The organism is Paenibacillus baekrokdamisoli (genome assembly GCF_003945345.1).
Classification (GTDB): domain Bacteria; phylum Bacillota; class Bacilli; order Paenibacillales; family Paenibacillaceae; genus Paenibacillus_Z; species Paenibacillus_Z baekrokdamisoli.
In genome coordinates this window covers 1,932,028-1,945,076 of the sequence record NZ_AP019308.1, presented here as the reverse complement: position 1 = coordinate 1,945,076, position 13,049 = coordinate 1,932,028, and the positions used below count along the sequence as shown (strand labels likewise).

The window sequence follows — 13,049 nt, the reverse complement described above, 5'->3', positions numbered from 1 at the left end:
CGGATTATTCATCTATGCGCTATATTATACGCCTTAATAATCGGTTTTTCCTTTCTTTTTACAAAGGCAGCCTTGACTTGATGCCCGCATGAGGAATGTAATTGATGGCGTGGCTGAGTTGCTTCATGCATATATATTGTAGTAGGGAGGTGGACAATGGGAAAGAAACGTTTAATGTTATTAACTATTTTTATCTGTTTCCTCGTTCTCGTAACAGGCTGTGTACCTGGTGATGGTACGAACTCTAGCAGTCACCCTGCCGGATTTTTTTGGGGAATATGGCATGGTTGGTTGGCGCCGTTATCCTTAATTATTGGCTTGTTCAAGCAGAGCATCAGAATTTATGAAGCACATAATTCGGGTTGGTGGTATGATGCTGGATTCTATATCGCAGTCATTAGCGGATTCGGTGGGATTTCGCTTTCGCGTCGGCGGAAACAACATACAAAGGAGCATTAAGTAACCCATACACCTTTGCCTATTTTTATCCCCTAGTTACTAGCTGACACATACACTGAATGGGATGAGGATAACATCAATTCAGGGAGGGTACTACGTGCCTCAGTATGTCGGAAGCAAATGGAGAAAAACTACTGCGTTATTACGCGACAAAACGTTACAACGATTAGTTCCAAAGACCGTTCGGTTTAATCTCTCCCAACTGGGCAAGATGCTGGAGCAATTCGGTATGGTGTATGTCAAACCAGAGCATGGTACGTTTGGTTTCGGCGTTATGCGGGTCGAACAAACCAAGCAAGGCTACCATTTTCAAATTCTGAAGCATAAAAGATCTTATCAATCCTTATCTGCCATGTATAAAGCCATTCGCAAGGAAACCAAGGGAAAAAGCTATTTAATTCAACGAGGGGTTCACTTATTGACCTACAAAGGACGCAGGTTCGATCTGCGTGTTATGGTTCAAATGAATCCTCGGAAAAAATGGGAAACAACGGGTATCATCGGTCGTGTAGCAGCTCCTCGCAAGATTGTGACGAATTATCATAGCGGTGGCACTCCAACATCGATTAATCGGCTTTTAGCTAGTCAAACCGATAAAAAGACCTATGCGAAAACCATAGAAGCGCTTGAGAATATGGGCGAAAAGACCGGTCAAGCGATGCAAAAGAAATTTCCTGGTGTCCGTGAACTTGGGGTTGATGTCGGTATGGACCACACCTTTACGCCATGGATTCTGGAGGTCAATACGAGGCCTGATCATTATATATTCAGAAAACTTTCCGATCCTTCTGTCTTTAAGAAAATCAGACGTTATGCGAAAGCCTATGGTCGAAAATAAGTAACGAATCAAGGAACAGAGGAATAGGATAGAAGCCGTGGGTGAACCTTGTTCATAAACGGCTTTTCTTGTGTAGATCATGAGGTGGATCCATTTCCGAATCAAAAGGAGCTGTTATATCCATTGATAACGATTAGAACAATTGCGTTTGATGATCTTCCTGATTTAGCACGTTTGTATGAAGATTTAATAAACCGCAAAACAGAATATACGGCCATGGTAGATACGTTTAATGCCATTAAGAATAACGATCAGTATATAATTCTTGGCGCCTTTTATGAAGAGAAATTAGTTGGTTCCCTCATGGGCGTTATCTGTTACGACCTAGCAGGTGATTGTAAGCCATTCATGGTTATTGAGAATGTTATTGTTTCCACTGAGGCACGAAGACAGGGAATAGGTCGGAAATTGATGCTTGCAATTGAAGAGCTTGCGAGAGGTCGAGGCTGCTACTATTTGATTTTCGTATCGGGTGGGCATAGAAAAGAAGCTCATCTTTTGTATGAAGCATTAGGTTTTAAAGATGAGCAGGTTGAGGGTTTCAGGAAGCATCTCTAGCCCAGCGATGCTAGGATGAATAAATCAGAAGGGAAGAAAGATATTGAGCTATATAGATGCATTAGAGAAATATATTGCAGCAACTAACTCGCATGATTTTAGTCAGGTCCAAGAGTGTATAGATTCTCAAGCGGTGTATTGGTTCTCGGATACATCCTGCACTTCAACGGCTGAGATTCAGCGGTACTTTGAGAATGCCTAGAACATGATCAAGGATGAGATTTATTCAGCGACCGATGTACAATGGTTAATCGCAGATAGCTGTTCAGCAGTCTGCATTTATACGTACCGTTGGGAAGGCTATTATGAAGGTAATTTCAAATCAGGCAGCGGTCGTGCGACAAACGTTTTTGTGAAGAACACTGCTGGCTGTTGGAAGCTGATACACGAGCACCTCAGCAGTCATTAACAGGCTCAAGAAGCTAGCGATGCTCATGTGAATTTCAGCTGCAACGGATTATTTCATTCCTCTTGTGACCACTCCAGCGGGGATATCACGCAATTTCTGAGGAAATTGAAGCTCATAAAGCTGTTTGTATTTACCCTGCTGTGCGAGTAGGGAGTCATGCGTACCCGCTTCGATGATCTTCCCTTGATCCAATACATAGATGCGGTCAGCGCGTTGAATGGTTGATAATCGGTGTGCAATAACCAATGAAGTACGATCCTCTAACAGATGAACAAGGGCATCTTGAATGGCTTTTTCCGATTCAGTATCAAGAGCTGAGGTAGCTTCATCCAAAATAATAAGGCGCGGATCTTTCAGGATAGCTCTGGCAATGGATATCCGCTGTTTCTGACCGCCGGATAATTTCACGCCCCGTTCACCAATCTGCGCCTCATAACCTAAGGGAAAAGAAGTGATAAACGTATGCGCGTTCGCTGCATGAGCTGCGGCTTCTATCTCCGCATCGGTTGCATGAGGCGTACCGTAGCTAATATTATCGCGAATCGTACCATTGAGCAGGGCAACATCCTGCGATACAATTCCCATCTGACGGCGCAGTGATTGGAGTTGGATATCCGGAAGTGGATGTCCATCAATGGTAATCATTCCTTGCTGTGGATCGTAGAACCGAGTAATTAGATGCGTAATCGTTGATTTGCCAGCTCCTGAAGCACCGACGATAGCCGTTACTTTCCCAGGCAGAAGCTCAAAGTCAAAGTGCTCTAATACCGGTACTTCAGGCTGATACGCAAAGCTGACATCATGAAACACTACATGTCCCTGTACACGTCCAAGCTCTAGCGCATTTGCTTTCTCCATGACTTGTGATTTGGTTTCTAGAATCTCGACAATTCGTTCATAGGCTGCCGCTGATTGCTGGACTGTATTAAGCGTGCGGCTGAAACGCCGAATCGGATTCTGCAGCAGTCGAAGGTAAGCGAGAAACGCCACAATCGTTCCTACGGTCAAGCCGCCATCCATCACATGCTTGGCACCAAGAATTAATACAATGGCAAGTCCAGCGAAGTTGAGCATATCAATGATCGGTTCATATATCGCTCTGAGCTTAACGGCATCCAGATTCGCCTGCCGATTCGCGGAGCTGCGATCAGCGAATCGTTCTGTCTCATATTGCTCTGTGGAGAAAGCCTTCATCAATCGAATAGACGATAATGTATCTTGCAGATGGTTTGTGACCTCCGCTACAGATTGTTGAATTTTCTTGAAGGCAGCACGAATGCGTTTGGAGAAGAAGCGTGTTGTCAGAATCATAAACGGGAAGGTTGCCAATATTATCAAGGTTAGCTGCCAATCCATCCAAAGCATATAAATTGCGACTGCTGCAAAAGTAAACGTATCGGTCACAATTGACATCATGCCAGAAGAGACCAGCTGCTGCAGCATACCGACATCACTCGTTACTCGGGACATCAGGTCACCCGTGCGATTCCGATCAAAGAATCCGATATCTAGCGACTGCAAATGGCTGTAAAGCTGATTGCGTAGATCATAGACCGCCTTTTGGCCAACGGATGCCATCGCTATTCCGCTCAAATAATTAAATAAGGCAAGTAGAAGAGCGGTGACTAGTACACCTAGTGCAATCCAAATCAGCAAATCGTATCGTTTATTCGGAATAAGGCGATCAATGGTGTATTGAGAAAGCTGAGGGATAACGAACTCAAGCAAGGAAACCGCAATAATGGAGATAGCAGCAATGAGCAGAAGCTTCCATTGACCACGAACATGAAAGAACATTCTTTTGTACATACTCCAGATACTCCCACGCTTTGGTTTCACGGACTCCACGCGCATACGATGAGGAAATCCATTCATCTATCGCTCACTCCTCATTATTAGAGTCGACAGCTGCAGATGCTTGACCAAGGAAAGCAGATAGCTGGTTATTCATAGCCAGTGTTAACTCATGGAGCTGCTGTTGAAGCTTATTATTGCCAGCTGCAAACTCCTCTGCAGAAATCAGCTGCTGCAGCACTTGATAAGACTGGGCATGAAGCCCGAGCCTTTGTCTGAATCGCTCCCGCCAGGAGTTGCCCCTTGAAGAGCAATGGTCATGACGCTCAGCATGCTTGCGGCCATGACCATCGCCATCCTCACGCACGGGTCTCTCACGTAACAATTCACGGCCTTCGTCGGTGATAGCATAGATTTTCTTGCCGCTGTTCTCTTGAGAGAGGATTAAAGAACGATCTTCAAGCATCTGCAGGGTAGGATAAATGGAGCCGGCACTTGGAACGTATAAGCCCCCCGATTGCTCCTCAAGCGCCTTCATCATCTGATAGCCATGCATCGGCTCCTTTGTAAGCAGCTCCAGCAGGGCATACTTAACGTCACCTCTACCAAAATATCGTTTGCCTTTTCTGTCACCGCGTGCAATTCCATGCTCGTGATCATGCTCGCTGTGCTTATTGTTACCTTCGTTACTGCCAGCTCGTCCTTCACGGAGTCTGCTGCGAAAGGGATCATTGCGCATCGTTATATTCTCCTTTTCATTACGATATATCGTTATCTAATAAATTAAACGATATATCGTAATCTGTCAATGGCGACAATGGCGACAATGGCGTTCTTGAAACGATCCTAATAAAAAGGACTAGGCTTAACGCCTTTTGCATACAAAAAGACAATCACCCTGAATAAGTCGGGGTGATTGTCTTTTCCTTGTTCATTGAACTCGTTCCTCGTTAGTGCAACTTGATAAATCATGTTGCCTAAGTTTCAGGCAAGGCGCAGCTTATGCCGAATCATAGCAGCAAGTCTAGCAATTTGTTCGTCCGGTATGGCGCCCGATGCGATTGAACGTGCGGCAGCCGGAACGTACCAAGACCTTATTTCTTCCTCTGTTAATCCAGACAACTTACAGTACTCGTCGATGAAAATGTGGTAGGCCACTTGCCGCGAAGCTTGAAAGAACTCATCGACAGCAGCCGGAGTTTCCGGTGGCAAGACAGCATAATCGATCGACACGCAAACTTCCGCGACATCCGCTGCCGGGTTGCCGAGCGAGGCATGCATCCAGTCGATCATGACCGGTAAGCCGTCTCTCAGTATCAGATTACTCATATTGGTATCACCATGACAAAGCTGTCGTTTAACGGGCAAATGGTCAATATAGGAATGGATGGCTGATATTTCGTCATTGGTAAACAATGCAGGTCGGCCAATAATCGCTTTTAAATTCTCCTTTTGATCGGTAACGATGTCGAAGTCGGTTGCCTTATGAATGTCATTCAGCACTCTCGCGAATATTCGTAGTTCGCTGTCTGCTTCGTCAAAATCAATCTTTTGGAAAATATACAATTGTTCAAATATTCGATTCACGAACGTTTCCCCGACTATCTTTTCGAATATAATTCCGGGACGACCTTCCCATATCACTTGCTCGAACGGTCTAGCGACTGGCAATCCGCTCTTCCAAGCCGCGGAGCTGTTCCGATATTCGAGCTGAACAGCTTCCGATGGTGTATTCGTATGAAATAGTTTGACGACTTTGTCGTCGCTACCCCATTCATATACTTCGCAACTCGAGCCCATTCCTACATATTTTCCTAGCATCGTTTACTGGTGCCCCCTTATGTCATGCCATTCCACACTTGAGTTACATTATAATGGAAATTATTTCTATTGGATATATCTGCCTGTTAAAGGTTGGTCGGCATAATCAACCGTTGGTTCACCTTTGACAAATGACACTAACAAAAATGTCGAAAGAAGTCGATATAGGACTAGATATTATTATAATCATGGAAAAGGAGCATTTCCAATATGCGTCTAAGAAGCGTCAAAGCCAAAACACTACTTCTCTTTTTGCCACTACTTCTTGTCATAGTCATTGCGATCTCTTCTGTCCTCGTCCTTTCAGCCCGAGGTCTTCTGATTGAGCAGACACAGGACAATATGAAGGAACAGCTGGCAAATACCAACCAAAGTATCCAGAAACGGATTTCCTCCCACGGAAGGGTATCAGAAACGATAGCCAAATCGGTGCAAAGCCACTACACCAAGCTCAACCTAGAGGATTATGACGCGCTGTTCAAGAACACGCTGGACGTCAACCCTGACACCTTCGGTGTAGGCATTTTCTTTGAACCCAATGTATATAACGACAAGACGAGGTATTTTTCAAGCTATGCCTATCACGATCAGAATCAAATTACCGTTACACACGACTATAGCGATCCCAAGTACAACTATCTTTCGCAAGAATGGTACAAAATTGCCGTCAACCAAAAAGGGATTCGTTACACGGATCCCTCTTACGACGAAGAGACCAAATCAACGTTGGTTACGGCGTCTGTTCCTGTGTACGACGATAAACAACGCTTCATCGCCGTTATAACTGGTGATATTAACTTGAACACTGTACAAAAAATCGTCTCAGATACGAAAGTAGGTGCCAGCGGTTGGGCATTTATGCTCGACAAAAACGGCACTTATTTAGCAGGGCCGCAGACGGATAAAATCATGAAGGAAAAGCTACAGGATGACAAGGATCCCGTCCTTTCCACTTTAGCGAACACCATTATGAAGGAAGGCAATGGCGCTTCAACTTATACTTCCTCACAAGGACTCGTCCATGTCTACTATTCAAAGTTAGAACAGACTGACTGGATCTTGGCAGTAGCCCTGCCGGATCAAGAGTTAAATACAAAAATAAATGCATTGATGCTGAAAATCCTAATTGTTATTTTAATTGGAATTGTCCTCATCGTTGTGGTAATTCTACTCTACACGCGCAACCTTACAGCACATACGACCCGCGTTAACACTATGGCCGAGTATCTGGCTCAAGGTGACTTTACGTATTCCATCGAGGTAAAGTCGAAAGACGAGTTTGGCAGGATGACTGAAAATTTGAATCGTACGAGCGGCATACTGAATAAAATGTTATCTAAAGTATCCGAACATTCATTGCATGTCGCGTCCACATCGGAAGAGCTGGCGGCGAGTGCGGACCAGACAAGTACGGTTGCTGAAAACATTGCCAATACCATCCAAGATGTGGCCATTGGAGCGGAAACACAACTTCGTGGAACTCAAGAAAGCACTAAGGCGCTTGAGGAGCTAGCCATTGGCATACAGCGAATCTCTGAATCTTCCTCCACATTGTATGACGCGTCACAGAACACCTCCCAGCAGGCACAGCAGGGCAACGGAATCATTCAGCAGGCAGTCCGAGATATGAACGAAGCCAATCATTCCGTCTCGTTTACGACATCGCTCATGGATCAACTTCGCAACCGATCCGTCGATATTGGCAATATTATCAATGTCATCAGCGGTATCAGTGAACAGACAAACCTACTGTCATTGAATGCCGGGATTGAGGCTGCTCGCGCAGGTGAACATGGTAGAGGATTTGCTGTAGTCGCCTCAGAAATACGCAAGCTTTCCGAACAAACGAAGCATTCTGCTGAGAAGGTTCGAGAAATTATCGAAGAAATGCAAGGTGAGACAGAAGCAGCGGCTAAATCGGTTGAAAGCGGTTCGAAAGCGGTCTATGCCAGCACGACGCTCGTGGAGCAAGCCGGAGAAGCGTTCACCGGTATTGTATCTGAAATTCAACATATAGTGAGTCAAATCCAGGAGGTATCAGCAGTCTCCGAGCAAATGTTAGCCAGTTCCCAGCAAATCAGCGCAACGATGGAGGAACTTGCCCGCATTTCCGGCGGAGCCTCAGATGCCACGCAAAGCGTTGCGGCAGCAAGCGAGCAGCAATTGGCTTCCATGCAGGAAGTTTCGGCTTCCGCCAAGTCGCTAAGTTCAATGGTTCAGGAGCAACAGGACTTGCTTGTGCAGTTTAAAATTTAAAGGACATTGGGGAATCTCCTTCCAAATTTAGGAACTCGGTATCCTAAACAAACAATTTGCCCTATAATCTTCAAGAAGTTGGGAAAGTTCCTTCCTTTGCTTCAAATGAATCGCATTAATATTTGAGTACTTTATCAACAAAATGGTATGATGTAACTACTGAATTAAAAATACGAGAAAGCTTCGCTGCTTTTTGGAGGTAATACTCATTACTAACGTCGTCCTTAATGAAGCCATGGTTATGTTACAGAATACGAGCCGAACCTTTTATATTCCGATTAGTCGGCTGGTTCCAGGTCTGCAGGAGGCTGTAGCTTCTGCATACTTATGCATGCGGGCTATCGATGAAATTGAAGATCATACAGATCTCACCGATGAATTAAAGGTGGAGCTCTTGAATGGTGTTCACGATGCCACTCGATCCTCGCAGATTATTGAATCGATACAGAAGCTGCTGGCACCCTACCGGGATATCTTGCCTGAGGTATCGATGAAATTAGATGAATGGGCGCTTTATTGTCCACCATCAATTGTGCCAACGATTTATCGCTACATAGGCAAAATGGCCAAAGAAATGGCGGAATGGGTCGAAGCTAATTTTGTCATCCAGACTGAAGATGATTTGGACCGTTATACCTACAGCGTGGCTGGTATGGTGGGAGAAATGCTCTCGGAACTATGGGAATGGTTTGATGGAACCAAATCCGATCCTATAAAAGCGGTTGCTTTTGGCCGTGGGTTACAAGCCGTTAATATTCTTCGTAATCGAGATGAGGACCTTGGGCGGGGGGTTGACTTCTACCCTAATGGTTGGGGATCAAAAGAAATGATTGCCTATACTCGCCGTAACTTGAAGCTAGCGGATGCTTACGTTGAGGAGCTTAAGAGCGGTCCTGCTCTGAAATTCTGCAAAATCCCGTTATCACTGGCTCATGCTACAGTCAAACTCATTAATGCCGGCGGAAACAAGCTAACAAGAGCAACCGTTCTAAAAATCGTCAATAAGATTCATGGTTAATCAATAAGCAAATAAATGGTCGTGACTTTCTCTCTGAAGTCTTCGGCCTTTTTTGTTTGCGGAGTTATAGAAAGAAGGAACGCTAATGAGAAGAGACCGTCCCAGAAGTCATAATATATGACGGAGGGACGGTCTCTTTGTGTGAAAACGACAGCCTCTTATTACTTCACTTCTGTTAGCGTCGCTTTAATATTGTTGTAATAGAGTGTAGTCAGTCCTTCGTAGCCGGAATCAGTTCCGATTATTAGGAACAGCTCACCGGCAGCGTTTGACTTTGCTGTGGCAAAGAATTCGAACGGGATAGCCTGATAACCAGCCTTGTCTGGCTCTGGCTTCGATATATTACCAATTAGTTTCATATCTTTGCCCTCTGTTTTTTGGTTGCCTTTATCCGCATTGAGTCGGAGGTAGGTTTCTCCAGCTTCTTTTACCTCAACTACTTTGGCTGCTGAGCTTAGAAGACCTGCCTTCATGTGTACGGCCTCTGAAGGCGCACCGCCAATACCCATCTGACCGGCACCCTGATCCGAATATAAATCGAAGAAGAGCTTCAAGCTATACGTAGTGTTTGGTTTTAGCCCATCCAGCTTCTTGGTCATAAACATAAACAGATCGTCGCTCCGATTCGCACCCGAGAGCTGGAAGCCATAATTGGTTTTGTTAGTTGCAGTGGGAATTAGCTCTCGTTTGGCTGATAACGTATAGATCTCCGGATTGTAATTCTTCGGAAGATCAGCAAAGCCCGACGACCAACCCTCTGTATCTTTCTGGAACGAGTAAGCGTATTGAAGACTCTTCGTGTTGCTTGGTGATTGAGCTGTAATCCAAACCTGCTTCGATTGTGGCATCCAGCTAACTGCTGCACCAATTAGCTCGGATATGGAACGAGTAGGAACGAAGGTGCGCCCCTTTATGGAAACGATAGCTGTGGGCAATTTCACCTCTTGGTTTGATCCGATGATGGCCTTGTTATCATTAAGCTTCAGCTTCACAACCTGTGAGCCTTTCAACGTAATCTCACCTGTCTTCGCATTCCAAGTGATGGGCGTATTCAGACTGTCCGCAAGTGCTTTGAGAGGAACCATAATATTATTTCCTGACAGGAAAGGGATAGCATCAAGAGAATGTGTGCCTTGATGATCGGTATAGGCTTTCATGCCGAGTTGGAATTTCACGATGCTGCTTGTCGTGCTAGTAGGAGCTGCTGCATAAACAGACAATGAAGAACTGAGCAATGCGGATACGGTTAGCCCAGTAAGGAGAGCTTGTTTTAGCATGTTATTACCCACTTCCATTTGTTGTTTGATTCCTGATGGTTCGCTTCTTCTTGTTCTTAAACGACCGTACTCGTAGAAAGGTTGCAAGTGGGCATCCGCTCCGGTTTCGTTTACGGTAAGTTCAGCTTGCTCGAAGTAGAAGATAGATTCCAACGGGTGTGCGCTGCCATCTGGAAGTGAGAGAAGGATAAAAGGCCCCTTCCGTGGGGGGTTATTTGAAATCCTTCCAAGTAAAATGCTCTGACAAAATACCGACAGCTTTCTCTTGTATTACCCAATTATTCGCCGCTGCTGCTTCTGGTTTGCGGAAACAAACTAAATTGTTAAAGTGACCAAATGCACGGCATACGGCGGGTCTAACCGCATGAATGCCGCACTTGTCATGGTCTTGATCGTAGAAAATACAGGTTCCATAGAAACGCTGTTGATTCTCAAGTTCTAGCCGAATTTTAAGAGGCATCTCTTTCAGTTTCTTCTTAATACGTTTGAGCTCTTGCTCCGAAACAGGAACAGGGCCGCAGCACATGCCCTTACAGCCTTGACAGGGAAGATTACTTTCCATTAGGAATCTCCTGCAGCCTTCTTCAATTATTCCCTACAAGAGACCGAAGCTGCTCCATAACGTTATCCGTACTTAAGCCACCATGATAACAGATCACCGAATCAATATCGAAGTCCAAGAACTTCTCTAAGGAGCGAAGGGCTGCGGGCATATCTAAGGTGGTTTGCGCGATGGGTCCACGCAATTTACCGGCAACATTTATTAATGCATCTGCCGCCACAAGGGTTTTACTTTCTTGATGATAAAGACTGATATGACCAGGTGTATGTCCAGGGGTGAAAATAACGCGAATACCCCCAAAGTAAGGCAGTACATCACCATCCTCCAGTAAGATATCGATTCTCGCCGTTGGTGGGTTCTCGCATAATGCCATGGCTTGAGGGCGCATATGTTCCGGAAGTGATGCTATGGTTTGGGCCATCGCAGTGGGACTGGTCTTAATGAGAGGCAGAATTCCTTCGATATAAGGTTTATCGAGCTCATGAGCATAGACTTGTATGCTCCCGCTGCTTTCCTGTAGTATTTCGGGAATATTGCCAATATGGTCAATATCCTGATGCGTGAGAATAACCGCCTTTAACTTTGCAAAAGGAACTCCGACCTCATTCATAGCTTCTCGTAATTGTTCCCATCCTCCTGGCATGCCGGTATCGATCAGAAGAGCTGTTGTGTCATCCCAAATAAGGGTAGGATTCAATTGTGCACGACCCCCGAAAGCCTCTGCCTCTAATTCAAGCATTTCAATTCCGCCCGAAATTCTCATGAAATCATCCTCCTCGACTAATTAGTGACTATAACCACATCTACTAATTATCATTTTTGAGAAGAGATAGTCAATATAAAAATTATATATTATACCACAAAAATAATTATTTGTCAACATAAAGTTTTTGTGAAAATGTATGAATTCCGGAGAAAAAAGAGCAAGATTTGTTCATTTCCTTTCGATCCTATTTGAAATGCTGAGTTTGGTAATGGCAGAACTTGAAAAAAGTTAAAGAAAGGAATTCTAAGCAACTTCTCGAATTAACTAGATGGGAACTTAGTTGCGGCAGAAGAGAAGGATAGAATGAACATAGAAGGAGTTACCCATGAAGCTAGAGCGTCTCATATCTATGATTTACATGCTGCTCAATAATGAGGTGCTCTCGGCTTCTGCATTAGCAGAGAAATACAAGGTTTCGCAAAGAACGATTTACCGAGATATCGATGTGATCTGTGCCGCTGGTATTCCAGTCGTTTCTTATCAAGGGGTGAATGGCGGTTATGGAATCATGGAGGCCTATAAAATGGACAAGAGCTTATTAGGCTCCTATGATGTCGGATCACTCATAACCATTCTCCACAGCATGTCTACCGTATTTGAAGATGTGCAGGCTCTGGAAACCATTAACAAATTGCAAACGATACAAACCGATACGCATATGCCAAGCTTGTCCATGGATATTGGAAGTCAGCGAGGTTATAACGATTTCCTTCGTGTCATTAGAACTGCAATTACGGAATGCTGTGTCATCCGATTCGAATATATTAATGCCAAGAGCGAAAGAACAGATCGCACAGTTGAGCCGATCAGTCTGATGTATAAGTATGATAATTGGTATTTATATGGCTTTTGCAGAGGGCGCAAGGATTATCGGGAATTCAAGCTATCGCGCATTGCTGATTTAACTGCATCGAAGGAACACTTCCGGAAGCATCATCAAGCAGTTCCACCGACGCGCCATTTCGATCGTTATAAGAGAGAGCATTCTACCGATGCTGTTCTTCATTTCTCGGTGGACTGTTTGGCTAGGGCAATGGATTTCTTCTATCATGCTGCGAAGAGCTTTAATGATGATGGATCACTCACGCTTACCTTAAAAATGTACAACTCCCATGAAGTCGATTGGTTACTGCCGGTTCTATTAAGCTTCGGGGACGGGGTAGAGGTTGTTGAACCGCCTGAGCTAAGACAACAAATCAAAGCAAAGCTTGAAAAAATGATAAATCGATATCCTGAAGTATGACAATCTGTTGTCATACTTTTTTTATTACACTGATTGTAGTGAAAAAGA

General features: G+C 44.6%; 12 protein-coding genes and 1 pseudogene. 7 read left to right on the top strand and 6 right to left on the bottom strand.

Annotated elements, in window-relative coordinates; translation table 11 throughout:
• Positions 1-156 precede the first annotated feature (156 nt).
• From EKN16_RS08535 to EKN16_RS08520, 4 genes and pseudogenes are all read left to right on the top strand, one after another.
• A complete protein-coding gene (locus tag EKN16_RS08535) occupies positions 157-459 on the top strand; it encodes a hypothetical protein (protein WP_125655417.1) in 303 nt (100 codons plus the stop codon).
• A gap of 97 nt (positions 460-556) precedes the next feature.
• The gene (locus EKN16_RS08530) at positions 557-1,297 is read left to right on the top strand and encodes a YheC/YheD family protein (RefSeq protein ID WP_232016312.1); all 741 of its coding nucleotides are present in this window, start codon (positions 557-559) and stop codon (positions 1,295-1,297) included.
• A gap of 123 nt (positions 1,298-1,420) precedes the next feature.
• Positions 1,421-1,855 carry a GNAT family N-acetyltransferase gene (locus EKN16_RS08525; protein WP_164522730.1) on the top strand — a complete coding sequence of 145 codons (435 nt, stop codon included), beginning with the start codon at positions 1,421-1,423 and terminating at the stop codon, positions 1,853-1,855.
• Between the two features lie 43 nt (positions 1,856-1,898).
• Positions 1,899-2,264 (top strand): annotated as a pseudogene (locus EKN16_RS08520) (YybH family protein).
• Positions 2,265-2,312: 48 nt separating this feature from the next.
• On the opposite strand, the gene EKN16_RS08515 reads toward EKN16_RS08520, so the two are convergent.
• The 3 genes from EKN16_RS08515 to EKN16_RS08505 form a co-directional block, all read right to left on the bottom strand.
• The gene (locus EKN16_RS08515) at positions 2,313-4,073 is read right to left on the bottom strand and encodes an ABC transporter ATP-binding protein (protein ID WP_232016311.1); all 1,761 of its coding nucleotides are present in this window, start codon (positions 4,071-4,073) and stop codon (positions 2,313-2,315) included.
• A gap of 73 nt (positions 4,074-4,146) precedes the next feature.
• Complete coding sequence (locus EKN16_RS08510) at positions 4,147-4,797, bottom strand: PadR family transcriptional regulator (RefSeq protein WP_125655409.1); 651 nt, start codon at positions 4,795-4,797, stop codon at positions 4,147-4,149.
• A 245-nt stretch (positions 4,798-5,042) separates the two neighbouring features.
• Positions 5,043-5,879: a phosphotransferase family protein gene (locus EKN16_RS08505; protein ID WP_125655408.1), complete on the bottom strand. Its 837-nt coding sequence runs from the start codon at positions 5,877-5,879 to the stop codon at positions 5,043-5,045.
• Positions 5,880-6,089: 210 nt separating this feature from the next.
• Between EKN16_RS08505 and EKN16_RS08500 the strand changes: the two genes are divergently transcribed.
• On the top strand, positions 6,090-8,135 hold the full coding sequence (locus EKN16_RS08500) for a methyl-accepting chemotaxis protein (protein WP_125655406.1): 2,046 nt from the start codon (positions 6,090-6,092) through the stop codon (positions 8,133-8,135).
• Between the two features lie 235 nt (positions 8,136-8,370).
• A complete protein-coding gene (locus EKN16_RS08495; protein WP_125666024.1) occupies positions 8,371-9,153 on the top strand; it encodes a squalene/phytoene synthase family protein in 783 nt (260 codons plus the stop codon).
• Between the two features lie 161 nt (positions 9,154-9,314).
• Here the strand turns inward: EKN16_RS08495 and EKN16_RS08490 are convergent, their stop codons facing one another.
• Genes EKN16_RS08490 through EKN16_RS08480 form a run of 3 tightly spaced genes read right to left on the bottom strand, consistent with a single transcriptional unit; the run spans position 9,315 to position 11,755 of the window.
• Positions 9,315-10,583 carry a copper amine oxidase N-terminal domain-containing protein gene (locus tag EKN16_RS08490; protein ID WP_164522729.1) on the bottom strand — a complete coding sequence of 423 codons (1,269 nt, stop codon included), beginning with the start codon at positions 10,581-10,583 and terminating at the stop codon, positions 9,315-9,317.
• A 58-nt stretch (positions 10,584-10,641) separates the two neighbouring features.
• Positions 10,642-10,992, bottom strand: a complete 351-nt coding sequence (locus EKN16_RS08485) for a YkgJ family cysteine cluster protein (RefSeq protein WP_125655402.1) — start codon at positions 10,990-10,992, stop codon at positions 10,642-10,644.
• 22 nt (positions 10,993-11,014) lie between these two features.
• Entirely contained in the window at positions 11,015-11,755 is a 741-nt protein-coding gene (locus EKN16_RS08480; RefSeq protein WP_125655400.1) for an MBL fold metallo-hydrolase, read from the bottom strand.
• A 328-nt stretch (positions 11,756-12,083) separates the two neighbouring features.
• Between EKN16_RS08480 and EKN16_RS08475 the strand changes: the two genes are divergently transcribed.
• On the top strand, positions 12,084-13,001 hold the full coding sequence (locus tag EKN16_RS08475) for a helix-turn-helix transcriptional regulator (RefSeq protein WP_125655398.1): 918 nt from the start codon (positions 12,084-12,086) through the stop codon (positions 12,999-13,001).
• Positions 13,002-13,049 lie beyond the last annotated feature (48 nt).

Coding starts and splice junctions, on each gene's coding strand:
- EKN16_RS08475 (WP_125655398.1), top strand. CDS start 12,084: ATGAAGCTAGAGCGTCTCATATCTATGATTTACATGCTGCTCAATAAT.
- EKN16_RS08495 (WP_125666024.1), top strand. CDS start 8,371: ATGGTTATGTTACAGAATACGAGCCGAACCTTTTATATTCCGATTAGT.
- EKN16_RS08505 (WP_125655408.1), bottom strand. CDS start 5,879: ATGCTAGGAAAATATGTAGGAATGGGCTCGAGTTGCGAAGTATATGAA.
- EKN16_RS08515 (WP_232016311.1), bottom strand. CDS start 4,073: ATGTACAAAAGAATGTTCTTTCATGTTCGTGGTCAATGGAAGCTTCTG.
- EKN16_RS08535 (WP_125655417.1), top strand. CDS start 157: ATGGGAAAGAAACGTTTAATGTTATTAACTATTTTTATCTGTTTCCTC.
- EKN16_RS08480 (WP_125655400.1), bottom strand. CDS start 11,755: ATGAGAATTTCGGGCGGAATTGAAATGCTTGAATTAGAGGCAGAGGCT.
- EKN16_RS08485 (WP_125655402.1), bottom strand. CDS start 10,992: ATGGAAAGTAATCTTCCCTGTCAAGGCTGTAAGGGCATGTGCTGCGGC.
- EKN16_RS08510 (WP_125655409.1), bottom strand. CDS start 4,797: ATGCGCAATGATCCCTTTCGCAGCAGACTCCGTGAAGGACGAGCTGGC.
- EKN16_RS08500 (WP_125655406.1), top strand. CDS start 6,090: ATGCGTCTAAGAAGCGTCAAAGCCAAAACACTACTTCTCTTTTTGCCA.